The organism is Myxococcales bacterium (assembly GCA_012517325.1).
GTDB lineage: Bacteria > Lernaellota > Lernaellaia > Lernaellales > Lernaellaceae > JAAYVF01.
Genome location: JAAYVF010000073.1, coordinates 56,551 through 72,994, shown reverse-complemented (window position 1 = coordinate 72,994; position 16,444 = coordinate 56,551). Strand labels below are relative to the sequence as shown.

Here is a 16,444-nt window from a genome sequence, read left to right as displayed (position 1 = left end):
ACCCGGCCGTTCAATCCCACTCGCGACTACGGTTTGGAATCGGTGACCACCAGCCCGTCCGCGACATCCTGGGCGATGCCGTCGCCGGTCAGGTAATAGCGGTACCCTTCCTCGCCGGCAAAAACGATCTGGTAGAACGCCGTCACGTACCGCTTGGTCAAAGCGCGAATCTGCTCGTAATCGCCGTCGCCGGTCGGGCAGATCAGCGCGGCGCCGGAGATCACCGCGTCGGGCAGATCCAGAAACGTGACGTGGCCGCTGTGGTTGATCATGATTTCAATCGACGGCGGATTCGCGTAGAGAAAATACTGGTGATAATTTTCGGCGACCGGGGCGCACAAACCGCCGTTCGAACCGCCGACGAACAGCGTCGGGATGTGGATGTCCGGCATCAATTCCGGGGTGACCGACGGGTAGGCCGGCGTCGGCAACGGGCTCATATCGACCGGATCGATGGTCGCCGAGGCCTTGACGCGATCGTCGTTGTAGGCCGTCAGCAGCGAAATCTTGCCGCCCATCGAATGGCCCGTGGTGCCGATCTTCTCCAGGTCGATCTTGCCGTGGAACAGCGAATTCGGCAGGGCTTCCTGATCTTCCAGCCAGTCGATGATCGCCGAGGTCGTCGCCGCCAGATCGACGTGCGAAACCACGTAATTGTTGCGGAACACCACGACGTAGCCGTAAGTGGCCAGATGGCTGCCGTAGGTGAAATAAGGCGTCATCGGCGCGCTGAACCCCGGCCCGAAGACGATCACCGGGCGCGGGCCGTCACCGGCGTCGATCGTCGCGCCGTCGTCGGCGGTCGGATAAAACACGTGCAGCGGTTGATCCTGGTTCGAACTCGGGTCGAAAAAGGTCAGCGCCGCCTCGCCGTAACTGTCGGGACCGGGCAGCAGCGGATCGGCCGGCGGCCCGTCGGGCGTCGTATCATCGTCGTCGTCGGCCCCGTCGTTGTCGTCGTCGCCGGAGTCATTATCATCGTCGGGCTGAACGGAGTCGTCGTCCGCCGCGTCGTCGCCGGAATCGTCGGCGGAGGAATCATCGTCGTCGTCCGAGCAACCGAGCCAGAAAGAAAAAACGAAAAGGAAACAGACCGAGAGTAATATTTTCCGCGTCATACTTTTCTCCTGCCCAATAAGCGAGATCCTGCTTTTCCCGCGCCCGATCTGGAACGCATAGGCAAAAAGATAAGGTGTCGCAAGAGCAGCGTCAAGAAGAACCGGGGGTTCACGCCATCGCGCGGCGGATTTCGACGGGCGGCGAAACGGCCGGCAAAGGTCAGAACGCGTTGCCGATGGAGATGTAGAACTCGCCCATGGATTCGTCGGTCTGGCGATTGAGTTTGACGCCATAGATGGCGCTGATCGGGCCGATGGGCGTGAGGTATTCGAAACCGAGGCCGCTGGTGGTGCGGACCTTCATGAGGTCGTAGTTGTTGGTGCCGCCGGTGACGTCGCCGGCGTCGAAGAACGCCAGAATTCCCAGGCTGTAAGGCAGCGGAATGCGCAGTTCGGTGTTCTGATAGGCCATGAAATAGCCGCCGACCGGCGTCTTGCCGTCGTCGCCGACGGGGCTGATCTGGTTCTGGCCGAAGCCGCGCAAGGTCGTCGAGCCGCCCAGGAAAAAGCGGCGGCTGATCGGCACGGTGTCGGTCGGCCGCAATGTCTGCAGGTGCCCCACCACCACGTTTTCGGCGAAGACCCAGCCGGGCAGGAAGGGCATGACCGCGAAGATCGGCAAGTACCAGGAAGTCGTGCCGGTGACCTTCAGGTAATCGACCTGGCTCAGGAACCAGGGCGGGCCGTAATCGAACCGGATGGTGTTGTACGTCCAGCGCGTCGGGTTGAACACATTGTCGCGCAGGTCGTGGATCAGCATCGGGCTGAGGGTCGAAAGCTGCACCTCGCCCTGCTCCTGGTCGGGCACGGCCGGATCGACATTATAGATGAAGTCCTTGGCCAGTTCCCAGTCGAACCGCATGGTGAACGGGTCGGCGAAACCGTGGTTGTTGGCGGCCAGGTCGCGGACCTTTTCGTCGGGATGCGTGGCTTCGAGGAAGTTGAGCATTTTCTTCCACACCAGCGTGGTGCCGATGCGGACCGAGAAGCTGCGCACATCGTAGGCGATCTGCGCCGCGTCCATATCGGTGACCGTCAGCGTGCCGTCGAGCGGCACGCGGGCGATCCACGGCCAGGTGAAGGTGACGATGTTCTTGCGCTGATCGAACTGGAAGCTCGGATCCTTGACGTTGGCCTCGAAGCGGTACGAAATGCGGCGGCCGTAACCGGCCAGGTTGCGGTGCCCGATTTCGATCGCGGTGTTGTAACCGGTGAAGGTGTTGTAACCGAGGCCGCCGGTGATGTAGCCGCTTTTGCGCTCGTCGACAGTGATGACCATGTCGACGATGGATTCGTCGAGGTCGGGGTTGACCGGGCTGATGTCGACGCTGTTGAAGAAGCCGAGTTGCACCAGGGCCTGCTCGGACCGGAAGATTTTTTCGAAGTTGTACTTGTCGCCCTCGCGCACCACGATTTCCCGCATGACGATGTGCTTCTTGGTGAGCTTGTTGCCGCGCAAGTAGAGGTTGCCGAAGTGATACCGGATGCCCTCGGTGAAGGTGAAGGTCAGCACGGCGCCGGTATTGTCCTCGCTGATCTCGACGTTTTCCTTGACCCGCGCCTTGGCGTAGCCCTGCCGGAAATATTCGGCGAGCATTTGCGTCTTGATCTGCTGAACGAGGAAGGGATTGAACGGCTCGTCCACCTTCAAGGTTTCCGGCAACTGCGCGATGAGCTTTTTCAGCTTATGCGGCGCGATGGCCTTGGCGCCCTCGAGGTTCAACTCGCGCAGGATCGTCCGCGGGCCTTCCTCGATCACCACGACGATGTCGATCTTTTCCTTGCGCTCGTCGTAGGTCACTTCCTTCTGCGCGATCTTGGCTTTCAGGAAGCCGTTCGAATTGTAGAAATTCAGGACGTTTTCCAGGTCCTTGTCGAAATCCTCCTCGACGTAGGTGGATTTGTTTTTCAATAGTTCGAGGAGCTTTTTATCCTCGAATTTGCGGTTTTCCTTGAAGTCGATCGACCGGATCGAAACGCTCGGCCCCTTCTCGGCGGTCAGGTTGATCGCCTTGACCGGCTGGCCGCCGGGCTCGGTGTACTCGCGGTATTCGTACTTCACGTCGGCGAGGTAGTAACCCTGGCGCTGGAAGTATAGGCGGATGCGCTTGGCGAAATCCTTGGCGATCCACTTGTTGAAGCGCCGCTGGTTGTCCAAGCCGAGTACATCGGTGAATTTCCACTTCATCTCGGCGCAGGTGAAGCACTCGTTGTCGTAGAAGATATCAACGCGCGGACCGACCTTGAGCGGGAACATCGCGATGATATCGGATTTCTCCTCCTCGATGTGGAACGCCGTCGGGTCGTTCAAATCCAGGTCCGGCACCCGAGCTTCCAGGTAGCCGTTGGCGCGCAGCCACTTGCGCAGCCGGGCCAGGCCGTCGAGGATTTTATCCTCGCGGTAATCCATGCCGTCCTTCCACTTGGCGATCTTGAGGATTTCCGACCGCGAATGGAGGCCCAGCTCGGCCTCGCTGAAATCGAAGCGCACGATCTTGAAGGTCGGCCGTTCGTTGAATTTGATGCGCAGGTCGACCTTGTTGTCTTCCTCGCGCTTGGTCTTGACTACGTCGAACTTGATCTCGGCCTTCAGGTGGCCCTTGCGCGCCAGCGCATCCTTCAATTTCTGGCGATAGACGTCGATGTCCTCGTCGCGGAAGTCGTCGCCCGGCTCGATGCGCAGGATGTCGTTCAGGATTTCCGAGACGTTGTACGAATAGTTGTTGACGACGCGGATGTCGCGCAGGATGTAGCGCGGATAAATCTTGACCGTGACGTTGACCTTCTCGCTGCCTTCCGGTTCGGCCAAAAAGGTGGTGTTGTCTACTTCGCCGAGCAGGTGGAAATTGCGCAGGGTCTGCCGCAACCGCCACCGCGAGAATTTCCGGCCGGCCTTGATTTTCGACACTTTTTTGATCGTATCCGCATCCAGGTAGAAAGGAATGTCGTAAACCAGTTTTTCGACCACCCGGTCGTAATACTGCGAAACGTCCGGAGGATCCGCCGCCTGATTGCTCTCTTGCGCGCGAGCCGCGAGCGACCCCGCCAGGACGGCGAACAGCGCCAGCAAAACCGTGGCCGCGATCCGTTTCAACCGGTGCTCCTACCTGAATTCCAGTTTCAGCCGCAAGCCCGCTCCGAAGCCGCCGCTCGACGGCGGATTCTCCTGGGCCGCGAAATTGCTCCATTCGGTATAGACCGCCATGTACCGCACGAAACTGTACTCGAGTTCCGCCGCCAGGGTCGGGTCGGAAATGGCGCGGAAGAGCGTCGCCTTCAGGTCTTTTTCCAGCGAGGTCGAGGCCGCGAAGAGCGGCTGGCCGCGGGAGTTGTCGACGCCAAACTCGAGCCCCGTATAGGTCGTCAGTTGGCTGCCGAGCAACTGCTGGGCGGCGATGGCCATCGCCTGGTCGCCGCTGATGCCCGAGCCGCTGGTCTGGAATTCCTCGTACGACACGCCGACCGACAGCAGCGCCACGATATCGCGCTCGGTCATCGGCGGATCGCTCATCAGCGAAACCTGGTAGCGCTCGGGCGTACCGGAAACGTTGACGAAGATCTGGTTGTCCCGCACCTCGGTCCGGGCGTTGATGTCGAACGCTGGGAAGATGCGGGTTTCGTCGACGAACTGAATGACCGCCGAGGTCAGCTTGTAGTCGTTGTTCCAGACCTGGGCGTGGCCCTTGATCACGTAGACCGTGCCGATCATGCCCAGGTCGACGTTGGAGCCGGTGAGCAGCAGATCGGCCTTGAGTTCGATCTGGGCCAGGTTGTTTTCGAACAACAGGTTGCGGTCGGCGCGGATGCCGATGTTGAGGAAGACCGACTCTTCCTTCTTTTCGTAGACCTCGGACCCGGAGGCGCCGCCCTTGGGCTTCTGGAAGGCTTTGAGGATCGTCGGCAGGTCGACGTCGTAGGTGACCGCGGCCTTGGCGATTTCCACGTCGCCCGAGATATCCAGCTTGCCGTCCGGCCGGGTCGAGAGGATGAGATCGACCTTCTTCAGCGCCAGCTCCAGGTAGGGATCGTAGGCCGTCTTGATGTCGCTGAGCTTGATAAAGATATCCATCTGCGCCTTGGGTTTGGCGGCCTCCGCCTTCGCCGCGCGCGCTTTCTTTTCCTCTTTGGTCAGCGCCGCCGCCTCGCCTTCCGGCGTCGTCGTTTCCGCCGCCGGCGCTTCCTTCGGCGGCAGCTTGTAGGTGCCGCCGCCGTGCAGGCGGCCGCCGCCGATATCCGCCTCGAGGGCTTTGATCGTGGCGACGCGGTTGGCGAAATCCAACTCGAAATTGAAGTTCTCGATGGCGGAGGGCACGTTCTGCACGACGAAATTGGCCTGCCGGATGACGGCGGTGGCGGTCACCTTGTCCAGGTCGAAGGCCACCGGAATTTCGGCGTGGAGCACCAGTTTGCCGGTCGCCTCGGCCAACGCTTCGGTGAAGGCCGAAGCCACGTTCAGTTCGACGTCGCCGTCCAGCACGAAATAGCTTTCGCCGCGCAACTCATCCTTGGTCAGGCGCAGCCGGAGTCCGGGCCCGCCCAGCGAGAAGGAAGGCACGGCCAGTTCGCCGTTGGCGTAGTGAATTTCCAACGGAACGGTCTGGCCCCTCTCGTCCTGATTGCGGACGATGAATTCGTTTTGTTGAAAGAGCAGCTCATCGAACCGCACGATCACCGCGAGCGGCGCCGCCGCGGGTTCGGCGCCCGGCGTCGCTTCGGCCTCGGGCTTGGACAGGTTGCCCGTGATCGTGATCGCGCCGTCGAGCAGGCCGGCGAAGATTTTTTCCTCTTCCTTGTCGTCGAGCCGATCGGGCTTCCCCTTCTTACCCTTGATCTGCTTTTTCACCTCGTCGCGCGATTTGAGGAAGGTCGAGTAGTCGAATTTGTCGAAGACGACCTTGGCGTCCAGCGGCATCTCGCCGTCCAGTCCCAGTGTCGCGTTGATGCGGATCGAACCCAGGTTGACGGCCGGCTTTTCCGGCCCGGGGGGCGTTTCAAAATCCGGATCGCCGCCGTCGTCGTCGGTTTCGCCGCCGGACGGTTCGGCGAGCAGCGCCGTCTTCGCTTCCTCCTGGATGACCGGGTTGCGGTCGGCCAGCAGTTCGCCGGTCACTACGACCCGCTGATCGCGGATCGTCACGTCGATGGACGAATCGCCCAGGTCGAGGTGTTCGTAGCGTCCCTTGAGAATCGCCAACCGGATACCGCCGTTGATGTTGTCGAACGAGCCGGACAAGTCGGCGTTGAGATCGACGTCGGCCATGGCGTGAATTTTTTCCTTCACCACGGTGTCGCTGGCCATTTCGTTGAGGTTCGTCGTCCGCAATTTGACGTCGAAGGTTTTTTCGAACGGGTTGACGCGGCCGGTCAGGGTGATCTTGGCCGGTTCCTTCTCGGCGTCGGTGATGTCCTCGTCGGGCTTGGCCTTCCAGAGGCCGCGCGAAAAGACCGGGCGGATGCCGCGATTCTTGACGATGGACAAGTCGTCGATGATCACTTCCCCGCCGTCCAACCGCGTCGCCAGGTTGATCCGCTCCACCTTTTCGCCGAAGGCTTCCAGCTTGTCGCCGGCCAACGACACCTCGCCGTTCAGGTGCTTCAGCGGACCGCGCACGTCCACCGTCAGCGAGGTGGCGCCGTCGATTTCCAGCTTGTCCTGCATGCCGGCCAAAGCGAGCAGATCGGCGATCTGCGTCTCGGGCAGCGAAACCTTGGCCGTCAGCGCCGGTTCCTCGGGTTTCATGTCGTACGAGGCGTCCAGCGCGATAGCCGCCGCGCCCGATTCGACCTTCAGGTTTTTGATCTCGGCCTTTTGATCGGCGAAGCCGAGATCGGCGAGCAGCGAATCGACCCTGATCTTGTCGAAGCGGATGTCGTGGAAGCCCAATTTGCCTTGCACGTCGGGATTCTTCACCGTTCCGCCGACCTTGGCGGACAACCCGCCGCGCCCGGTCAATTCCTTGTCGCCGACGAAGCCCTGGAATTCCGACAAGTCGCCCAGGTCCACCGCCGCCGTCAGGTCCAGGCCGCCCTGCAGATTCGCCACGCCCGCGACCAGCACCTTCGTGTGAGGCGTGTTGACCTGCAGGGTTTTGATTTTATTCAGCGTCGGACCGACATCGCCCTGCAAAAGCACCGTGGCCTGCGGAATCGTCGAGCCGCCGGCGGCGATGTCGTGCGCGATGACCTTCAACTCGCGGACCTGGTTTTCCGCGCCCCGGGTAGTGGCGTCGAGATTGATGTTGACCCGCTTGACCTTCACCGTGCCGCCGTAGCCCACGTCGGCGAGATCGATCAACCCCTGGGCATCGAGTTTCAACGGCGACAGATCGCCTCGCGCGGAAAGCTCCGCGTCCACCAGCGCCGCGACCGGCAGATCCTTCATCCCGAATTCGCGCAGCGCCTGACCCACGTCGAGGCTGGTGATCGCCACCTGCGCCGACAGCGGCAGCGCCTCGCCCAGGCCGACCAGGGCGTTCAGGTCCACCGCGCCATCGGCGGTTTCGACGTGGAACGATTTCAGCGCCGCCTGGTCTTGGTCGGCGGTGAACTCGGCGGTGAAATTCCGCAGGGCCAGTTCGTTGACCGCCGCTTCCGGCAGGCGAATGGCGCCGGCGGCGGAATAGGTCATCTTTTCCTTGCCGAGCTTCAATCCGGCGGTGGTTTCGAGGTTCAAAGCGCCGCGCAGTTGCATGTCCTGGGGCTCTTTAAGGAAGAGCTGATTGACCTTGCGCAGATCGACATCGACGCCCAGCTTGGCCGCCAGTTCCATTTCGCCGAGCAGATCCTTGGCCTCGGCGGTGGCCTTAAGCGCGACATCGGGCAGGTTCACTTCGAGTTTCGTGACGTTGGCGGTCCAGCTTTGCAGGTTGGCGTCGGCGTCGATCGCCAGTTTGTCGAGCTTGTCGTAAAGCTCGCCGAACAGGAAGCTGCCGTCGGCCATCCGGAGTTCGGCATGCACGTCGCCGGTGTGCAGATCGGCCCGGCCGTCGAGATTGATCGCGCCGACCGTCGCGTTCAGCGGCGTGGAGGGCGTCGGCTCGGGATTTTCCTCGGTCGGTTCGGGCGTTTCGGAGGCGATGTCCATCCGGAATTTCGCGTCGAGGTGCAATTGGTCGACCTTGATCGGCAGGTCGAGTTTGAACGGCTCCTCGCTCTCTTTTTCCGGTTCCTCGGGCTCGGGTTCCGAGGGGCAAAGCGGCAGGTTGGCCAGCCCTTTGTCGAGCAGCAGGTAATTGGTGACGCCTTCCAGGCTGAGATCGCTGACTTCGACGCGGCCCGCCAGCAGCGGCAAGGTTTTGACCTTGACGTACAAACGGTCGAGCGTGGCGAACGGATAGGGATATTTGTTCTCCGGATCGGTGTAGCGGGCGCCTTTGATCTCCAGGCGGAACGGCAGCAGCCGCAGGCGAAGCGAATCGACCTCGATGTTGGCGCAAATCGCTTTTTCGACGGGCGGCAGCGCCTGGTCGAGAACAAAGCGGGAAAAGAACCCGGTGTCGAGCAAAAAGTTGATCGCCACCAGGACCAGCACGACCAGACCGACGATACCGCCGAGGGTATAGCCGAGGATCTTGAAGAGCAGCTTCAGGATCTTTCCGGTCTTGGCCATCGAGTTCAATCTTCCTGTTTCCGGTCGGCGCTCACCGCGGTGGAATCCTCCCCGTCATCCGCCGACAAACGATAATTTTCACCTGCCCAGTTGCCCAAATCAATCAAGCGGCAGCGCTCCGAACAGAACGGGCCTCGCGGCTCGTCCTCCCAGCGCGACAGCCGGCCGCAAATCGGGCAATGGATCAAACGGTCACTCAATCCGGCTCCAATTTACACGGAAGGCCTCGATCCGTCACGCGGATCGAGGCCCCCCAGGAAATCCCTGCCAAAGCGGGCAACGGGGTTCGAACCCGCGACTCCGAGCTTGGGAAGCTCGCACTCTACCGACTGAGTTATGCCCGCAGACAAATGAAAAAACGACGATACGTTCACTCGTCCCAAACCCCACGCCAACGGGGGGGAATCGCTACGCCAAGGATCCTTCGCAAGACATTCTATCCTTAGCCGTGAAAGCCTTAGAATGTCAAGCCCTTCGCGCCTCTTCCCCGCCATCGATTCGATTTTCTCGCGGCTTCCACTTGCAATGAACAGCCGGACCCCATAAGGTACCGAAATACACCTGTCGGAAGGGCCGATGCATCCAAAAGTCGTCAGCGTCACCCACCAAGGACGGCGGCGGGTCAATCAGGACACCGTCATCAACAGCTTGATCGATTCCGGAATCGGGCCGTTGCACCTGGTGGCGGTATTGGACGGCATGGGCGGCATGCGCGCCGGCGATCGGGCCAGCCAACTGGCTTCGCAAATTTTTCTGGCCACGATGAAAAGCGGGCTGGCCACGGGGGCGCCCGACGAAACATTCCTGCGCAAGCTCCTGGCGTCCGCGGTGGAAAAGGCGCATCGCGCCGTGTATCAGGAAGGCCTCGACGAGCCGGAAAAGCGCGGCATGGGCACCACGCTGGTGGCAGCGCTGGCAAAGGACGGTCAATTCTTGGTCGTCAACGTCGGCGACAGCCGCGCCTATCTGTGGGATCCGGAACCCGGCCGATTGAGCCGCCTGACCCGCGATCATTCCCTCCGCGAGGAAGCCGTCCGCTTGGGCAAACTGACCGACGAGGAAGCCAGCCGCAGCCCCTTCGCCCACGCCCTGACCCGGGCGGTCGGTTCCGGGGCCGAGTTGGAAGCGGACGTGTTCCCCGAGCCGTCCGGCTGGCATCAATTGCCGCCCGGCGGCGCGTTGCTGCTTTGCAGCGACGGCTTGACCGGCGGCCTGGCCGACGGACCCCTCGCCGAAATCGTCGCCGATTGCCCGGACAGCGCGACCCTCGGCCAGTTTTTGTTGCGGGCCGCCTACCACGGCGGCAGCACCGACAACATCAGCCTCATCATCCTCGCCGACGAAGATTATCACGGCCCCGGCAAGCAACCGCTGCCGCCGCCGATCGAACCGGACCAGCCGCGGCCCGCGCCGGCCGCCGTCCCGCCGACCCTGCCGGAGGTCCGCTCCTCGATCGCTCCCCAGCCCAATCGGCAACTCGGCACGATGCTGCTCATCCTGCTGCTTGCCGCGATCGCCGCGGTATTGCTGATTCACCGCTTCACGAATCGCGCTTCATTCGCGCCGCCGGCCTCGACCCCGCCGCCGGTCGTGACGCCGGCGAACCCGGATCTGCCGGCGATCGAGGTGGAAATCGACACGGAACAGGCCCCGCCCACCGGCGAAGCCGCGCCGCTCATGCCGACACCGTCGCCGGAAGGGTTGCCGCCCGCTGAAAATCCGTCCACTCCGGCCCCCTGACCGGTCCGTGCCGGCCTGCTTTTCTTTCGCGCGCCGGCTCAGTAGAATCACCCCGCTTTGCGAACCGCAATAACGGAGAGAACGATGAAACTCACGGTTGTCGGCGCGGGCGGCATTCGCATGCCCCTTTTCGTGCGCAGCCTCATCCGCCGGATTAAAAAAGGCGCGGATATCGCCACCCTCGCAATGACGGACATCCGCCCCGAGCGCCTGGAAATCATGGGCCGGCTGGCCCGGTACCTGATCGAACAAGCGGAACTGCCGCTCCGCGTGGAAATCGAAACCGACCTCGATCGCGCCCTGCCGGGCTCCGACGCCGTCGTCACCACGATCCGGCCCGGCTTCGAGGACGGCCGCATCGCCGACGAATTGATTTGCGCCCGCGCCGGTTCGCTCGGCCAGGAAACCGTGGGCGCCGCCGGTTTCGCGATGGCCGCCCGATCCATCGTCGATTTGACGGCGATCGCCGCCCGCGCCCGCGCCTTGGCGCCGCAAGCGATGATTCTGAATTTCACCAACCCGTCGGGCATTTGCACCCAGGCGCTGCACGACGCCGGTTTTCATCAAGTGATCGGCATTTGCGACAGCGCCGACAACGTGAAGGAATACGTGGCGATCAGCCGCGGCGTCGAGCCCGAACGCATCCGCCTGCGGGTTTTCGGCCTGAATCATCTTTCGGCCACCATGCAAGTCTGGATCGACGACCGCGACGTCACCCGCGAACTGATGGCCGACGACGAATTCATCGACAAATGGTTCGGCATCTTCGGCCGCGACCTGGTGCGCCGCCTGGGCGCGTTCCCCAACGAATATCTCTTTTACTACCTGCTCCCCGAACGGGCCCGGCAGAGTGTGCTGGCCGAAAAGGAAACGCGCGGCCAGAAGGTCAAGCGGATCACCGATCGCTTTTTCGCCGGCGCCAAGGATCCGTCGCTTGCGAACCAGCCGGCGCGCTTGCTCGAACTGCACGCCGCCTGCATGGCCGACCGTTCCAACTCGTACATGGAATACGCCTGGAAGGACACCGACGCCAAACAACGGCCCGACCACAGCCTGGCCGAGGGCGAAGGTTACGCCGGCGTGGCGCTGGACGTGCTGGAAGCGAAATGGCGCCGGCCCACCGAACTGGCGATTTCACACCCGAACCGCGGCGCGATTCCCTGGCTGTCGGATTCCGATGTCATCGAGGTGACCTGCCGCGTCGACGCCGCCGGCGTCACGCCGCTCGCCCCGCCCGCGATTCCCGACCGGCTGGCGCCCCTGGTGCGGCAAGTGAAGATTTTCGAAACGCTGACCGTGCTCGCGGTCCGGCATCGCAATCGCCAGACGGCCAAATGGGCGCTGGCCACCCATCCGCTCATCGGCGACGCCGCCGTCATCGACCGCATTTACGAGGAGTTCGCCCGCGCCCACCCCGAAACCATTGGGGCATACCGATGATCGACGTTCTCGTCCCGTGCAGCGGCAATCCGTTCGTCGATATCATTTTTACCGGTCTGCCGCACGTGCCGGCGCCCGGCGAGGACGTGATCGCCGAAAACGTGACCATCGTCGCCGGCGGCAGCCTGACCTCGGCCGTCGTCCTGACGCGCCTGGGTTACAAGGTCCTCTACGAAGCCCATCTCGGCCGCGATTTCGCCAGCCGCTTTTTAATCGAAACGATGGAAAACGAAGGCATGCCGACCGACGCGGTCACCATCCACGACGACGCGCGCGCCTGCGTGACCGTCGCTTACAATCACCAGAACGACCGCAGTTTTCTCTCTTACGAGCATCCGACGCCGCTGCCGAATCCGGACCTGGTGGACCGCTACCGGCCGCGCGCGGTCCTGATCGACGGCCTGCGCCTGGGCGAACCGCTCCTGGAAACCCTGCGCCGGTCGCGTCGCGTCGGGGCGCTCCGATTGGCCGACGCCTCGGACAACGCGCCGACGCTCGCCGTCCCCGGGTTCGATGAACTGCTGGCGCAACTGGACGTTCTCAATCTCAATGAACGCGAGGCGATGCGGCTCGCCTGCCGGGATCGCCTGGAAGATGCGCTCGAAATTCTGAAAGCCCGCGTGCCGGTCATCGCCTTGAAGCTCGGCGCGCGCGGTTCGCGGGCCTTTTTTCCGTTCGGCGACGTCCAGTTGCCGGCTATTCCCACGACGCCCGTCGATTTCACCGGTTGCGGCGACAACTTCTTCGCCGCCCTCACCGCCGCCCTACTCGACGGCAAGTTGATCAACGAATGCCTGGCTTGGGGAAACGCCGCCGGTTCGTTGGCCGCGACCGCGCCGGGTGGCACGAGCCTACGATATACCAAAAAGGAATTGTTGGACCTGGTCGACCGCCATTACGGCGATCTGCCGCCGCTGGATCCGCTACGCCTGGTGACCCTGGAAGAAAACGAGTGAACTTCGGGGCGCCGATCCGCCCCGGAACATCAATCCATAAAAATAAATCGTCCGCCTCATTGTGGATAATCGAAAAACATCATTTTTCCGAAATTTTACGAAAAGATCATTGACAAGGGAAAGGTCCGATTCTTACAATTGTGATGAACAACACAAGCCGCGGCATCCTATGTAATTAATTTAACGGAGGGCTATATGAAAAACGTATTCGACGTAGCAAAGAAAGAACTGGAACGTCTGAAAAAGTCGATTCTTGGAATGGAAAAAGAATTGGCCGTGAAAAAAGAGATGATGGATAAATTGGAAGCCCTGTTGGCGGCGCTCGGCCTGTCGACCATGCGCAAACGGGGCCGTAAACCGGCCGCCGAAAAGAAGCCCGCCGACAAACCGGCCAAACGCGGCCGGAAACCGGGGCCGAAACCGAAAGCGAAAAAGGCCGGCCGGCCGAAGGCCGGGCCGCGCCCGGGTCGCAAACGTCAGGGCGAGGATACGCTTCCCCTGTTAATCGTCGATACCCTGAAAAAGGCCGGCCAGCCCATGAACGCCAAGGAAATTCTGGCGCAACTGCAGAAAAAAGGCTGGCAGACCAATTCGGGCGATCCGCAGGGCATGGTCTACAAAACCCTGCATCGCATCGAAAAGAGCGGTATGGTCGCCAAGGCCGCGCGGGGAAAATTCACCGCGGGGAAATAAACTCCCGCTCTTTTGATAGCGGGACTTTTTTCAGCGTTAAAGACGGGCCGTTGCCCTAACAGCCCTTTTTAATGCGCGCGGCGGAAAATCGCCGAAAATGGATATTCGAACGAATTTCCCGCGCGCCTCTCGGCGGTATCAATATTCGCGAAAACGAAGCAGATCCAGAACATAGAGCGCATAGGTGTATTGCAAAAAAGTCAATTCGTCCAACGCGGTGACCGACATCGCCTGGCCGAGGGTCCGGCTGGTGCGCAAGGCATTGATGACTTGCTGCAATTCGGAATGATCCATGCGGCCCAGCAGTTCCTCGGCGGAGATCTTCGCCAGCGTCAGCGGTAAATTCAGCCGTTGATTTTTGTTGAAGGCGCCGTTCAACCGCTCCAGATCGTAGCAAGTGTGAATGCCCTCAATGATCGCCGGCTCGACGCGCAGCCGAAAACCCGCCTGCGGTTCGATTTTTTCCGCGCCGCGGGTAAAGACATAGGTGCCGCGTTCCCACTGCCAGGTGAAAAGCGACAAGACTTTTTTCAACCGCTGCTCCAAGAGCGCGCGCTCGAGCGTCGGCTCGTTGACCAACTGCAGCGCCAACAGCGTTTGTCCCAGCAAGCCGCCGTCGCGCTCCCATCTTTTCCGGGCGCCGGCCAGTTCGCCCGGAGTGATGTCGCCCCGTTTGGCCAGGATCACGCCCAAGGACAGGTCGGGGATGTAATTGCTTTCCACCTGAACGATGAAACCGCCCTCGAAATGCACTTTCATCTTGTTCGGCGAATAGTTCATCGTCAGCAGGCCCGTTTCCTCGCGTTGCCCGAGTTGAAAAAGCAAATGCGCGATCGGCGTGCGAGCCAGGTTGCCGATGATCTCGCCTTGACGATCTTCGTCGGCCAAACGCTTCGGTTTCGCGGTTTGCGGACGGAGCGGGACGAAAACGGCGGCCGGCTTGACAGTGGGCGGCGGCGGCGTGGAAACCGGAGCGGGTCCGGTGTGGGTTCGCGCCGGTTTTTTCAGCGCCTCGAGGATCGGCGTTTTCGAGCGCGGCCGCGGGCGCGCGCTTTCATCGGGCAGGTTGGCCTGCCGAACCGGCGCGGCTTTGACGGTGACTTCCCGGCCCAGCCATTCGCCGATGACGTTGTACAACTCCATTTGCTCGATCGGCCATTTGATCCAGGCCTGCACGGCTTTGGCTTCGGGCCGGCGGCCGAGTTGATCGAGTCGATTGAGGGGCGCCATCAGGACGACCGGCGCCTTGCTTTGATAATAGGTACGCAGTTCCTCGATCAACTCAAAGCCGTTGCCGTCCGTCAATTTGAAACTGGCGATAATCAATCCGGGATCGAAAGCGCGGATTTTCGATAAAGCTTCCTTGCGGGAATCGGCGGTTTGGACCAGGTGTCCCAAATCTTCCAAGAACGCACTGACCTTGGCCAGGACTTCCAGTTTTTCGCCCACTAATAGAATCGTGCGGTTCAAGGCTTCGTTGCCCCCTTAATCAGCGACTCGGATCCTGCATCCGACCGCTTTAACGTTATTTCGCGCCTCCTCCCCGATAAAAGAACTTTTGACAATGAATCGACCGTATCGAAATTAGCAGATTTCCAGGTTTCGTCAAGCGAAGAAAATTATCGGCTTCCTCCAGGTTCGTTGGAAAATCTCGGATTGAGGATTGTTTCGCTCCCTGGCGAGACCTCGCTTGACGGCAACGATCCGAGTTGGTCGCCGGTTAAAAAATCAAAAAACGACGGATACCGGGCGAATCCCGGCTTCACTTCAATCACTTGGATTCATTTTGGATGCGAGCCGTTCCGGGAATTTTCCAATTATCGGCGAACGAGAATGGAATTGAAAAATGACAAAATCGGACTGATCGCGACCATCGGCCCGGATATTCAGCTTAAACCACCGAGGATTTTTCATTTTCACCGTAAATTTCAGTGGGTTATGGATTTTCAACACAATCCCTCGATATTGAGCGATTACTCAATTTTATTTTTTCTGGGTATATAATTGACCCGGGAAATTTTTTGTTGTAACTAGAGATCATGATCCAGCTTGCTCCAGCTAAGATTAACCTGCGTCTTGAGATCATCGGAAGGCGTCCGGACGGTTATCATTTACTTCAATCCGTGATGGTCCCGATCAGTCTGTACGATGAACTGACTTTTTCTCCGGCGGCAACCGGGGTGCAATTTACCTGTTCCGATCCGGGGCTGCCGACCGGCGACGACAATCTGGTCGTGCGCGCCGCCAAAGCCATACTGAGCGCCGCCTCATGCTCGCGCGGCGTCAAAATCCACCTCGACAAGAACATCCCGAGCGCCGCTGGCCTGGGCGGCGGTTCCTCGGATGCCGCGACGACCTTGATGAGTGTGCGCGACTTGTTTTCCCTGGCGATCAGCGATGAACGTCTGCATGATTTGGCGGCCGGCCTCGGCGCCGATGTGCCTTTTTTTCTTTATCGTTCCGCTTGCCTCGTGGAAGGCATCGGCGAAAAGGTTTCGAAATATACGGTAGCGTCGGGCTTGCCCGTGGCGCTGATCAAGCCGGCCGAAGGCTTGTCGACGCCGCGAGTCTATCAAGCCCTCAACTGGCCCTTGACACACCATAGAAAGGCCCATAATCTACCCGCCTCTTTGGGAGACCTGCACACCGTTTGTGCATGGTTGCGCAACGACCTGGAAGCCCCGGCGGAAGCGCTTTTGCCGCGGATCGCCGACGGTAAAAAGTTGTTGCGCGACCAGGGCGCGACCGGCGTGCAGATGTCCGGCAGCGGACCGACGATCTTTGGCATTTTCAACCGGCAGGAGGAAGCGGTCCAGGCCTGTGATGATGCCAAGAGGCAGGGTTGGTGGGCGTTTGCGTGCTCCACTCGGTGAAGCCGCAAAGGGAGG

Annotated in this window: 10 protein-coding genes and 1 tRNA gene; 5 read left to right on the top strand and 6 right to left on the bottom strand. The window is 61.0% G+C overall.

Translation table 11 applies throughout. The annotated features are described in order from the left end of the window. Window positions 1-26: 26 nt before the first annotated feature. The 5 genes from GX444_12755 to GX444_12735 form a co-directional block, all read right to left on the bottom strand. The gene (locus GX444_12755; protein ID NLH49451.1) at window positions 27-1,118 is read right to left on the bottom strand and encodes a hypothetical protein; all 1,092 of its coding nucleotides are present in this window, start codon (window positions 1,116-1,118) and stop codon (window positions 27-29) included. Window positions 1,119-1,278: 160 nt separating this feature from the next. After that, a complete protein-coding gene (bamA, locus tag GX444_12750) occupies window positions 1,279-4,212 on the bottom strand; it encodes an outer membrane protein assembly factor BamA (protein ID NLH49450.1) in 2,934 nt (977 codons plus the stop codon). Between the two features lie 9 nt (window positions 4,213-4,221). After that, complete coding sequence (locus tag GX444_12745) at window positions 4,222-8,727, bottom strand: hypothetical protein (GenBank protein NLH49449.1); 4,506 nt, start codon at window positions 8,725-8,727, stop codon at window positions 4,222-4,224. Window positions 8,728-8,732: 5 nt separating this feature from the next. Beyond that, window positions 8,733-8,927 (bottom strand): DNA gyrase inhibitor YacG, encoded by a 195-nt coding sequence (locus tag GX444_12740; GenBank protein NLH49448.1) that lies wholly within the window; start codon window positions 8,925-8,927, stop codon window positions 8,733-8,735. A gap of 71 nt (window positions 8,928-8,998) precedes the next feature. After that, window positions 8,999-9,071 (bottom strand) — tRNA-Gly (locus GX444_12735). A gap of 232 nt (window positions 9,072-9,303) precedes the next feature. Between GX444_12735 and GX444_12730 the strand changes: the two genes are divergently transcribed. The 4 genes from GX444_12730 to GX444_12715 all read left to right on the top strand — a co-directional run bounded on the left by GX444_12730 (window position 9,304) and on the right by GX444_12715 (window position 13,556). Continuing rightward, window positions 9,304-10,467 carry a SpoIIE family protein phosphatase gene (locus GX444_12730; protein NLH49447.1) on the top strand — a complete coding sequence of 388 codons (1,164 nt, stop codon included), beginning with the start codon at window positions 9,304-9,306 and terminating at the stop codon, window positions 10,465-10,467. Window positions 10,468-10,551: 84 nt separating this feature from the next. After that, on the top strand, window positions 10,552-11,907 hold the full coding sequence (locus GX444_12725; GenBank protein NLH49446.1) for a hypothetical protein: 1,356 nt from the start codon (window positions 10,552-10,554) through the stop codon (window positions 11,905-11,907). Next, the gene (locus tag GX444_12720; GenBank protein NLH49445.1) at window positions 11,904-12,863 is read left to right on the top strand and encodes a carbohydrate kinase family protein; all 960 of its coding nucleotides are present in this window, start codon (window positions 11,904-11,906) and stop codon (window positions 12,861-12,863) included. Before GX444_12725 ends, GX444_12720 begins: the two co-directional genes overlap by 4 nt. Window positions 12,864-13,058: 195 nt before the next feature. After that, a complete protein-coding gene (locus tag GX444_12715; GenBank protein ID NLH49444.1) occupies window positions 13,059-13,556 on the top strand; it encodes a hypothetical protein in 498 nt (165 codons plus the stop codon). Between the two features lie 138 nt (window positions 13,557-13,694). On the opposite strand, the gene GX444_12710 is transcribed toward GX444_12715, so the two are convergent. Beyond that, window positions 13,695-15,026, bottom strand: coding sequence for a response regulator (locus GX444_12710; GenBank protein NLH49443.1), 1,332 nt, complete (start codon window positions 15,024-15,026; stop codon window positions 13,695-13,697). Window positions 15,027-15,595: 569 nt separating this feature from the next. On the opposite strand from GX444_12710, the gene GX444_12705 reads away from it, so the two are divergent. Beyond that, a complete protein-coding gene (locus GX444_12705; protein ID NLH49442.1) occupies window positions 15,596-16,429 on the top strand; it encodes a 4-(cytidine 5'-diphospho)-2-C-methyl-D-erythritol kinase in 834 nt (277 codons plus the stop codon). The last annotated feature ends 15 nt before the right edge of the window (window positions 16,430-16,444 follow it).

Bases quoted from the DNA above. Each gene is read 5' to 3' on its own strand.
- GX444_12705 (NLH49442.1), top strand. From the start codon at position 15,596: ATGATCCAGCTTGCTCCAGCTAAGATTAACCTGCGTCTTGAGATCATC.
- GX444_12730 (NLH49447.1), top strand. From the start codon at position 9,304: ATGCATCCAAAAGTCGTCAGCGTCACCCACCAAGGACGGCGGCGGGTC.
- GX444_12725 (NLH49446.1), top strand. From the start codon at position 10,552: ATGAAACTCACGGTTGTCGGCGCGGGCGGCATTCGCATGCCCCTTTTC.
- GX444_12720 (NLH49445.1), top strand. From the start codon at position 11,904: ATGATCGACGTTCTCGTCCCGTGCAGCGGCAATCCGTTCGTCGATATC.
- GX444_12755 (NLH49451.1), bottom strand. From the start codon at position 1,118: ATGACGCGGAAAATATTACTCTCGGTCTGTTTCCTTTTCGTTTTTTCT.
- GX444_12715 (NLH49444.1), top strand. From the start codon at position 13,059: ATGAAAAACGTATTCGACGTAGCAAAGAAAGAACTGGAACGTCTGAAA.
- GX444_12745 (NLH49449.1), bottom strand. From the start codon at position 8,727: ATGGCCAAGACCGGAAAGATCCTGAAGCTGCTCTTCAAGATCCTCGGC.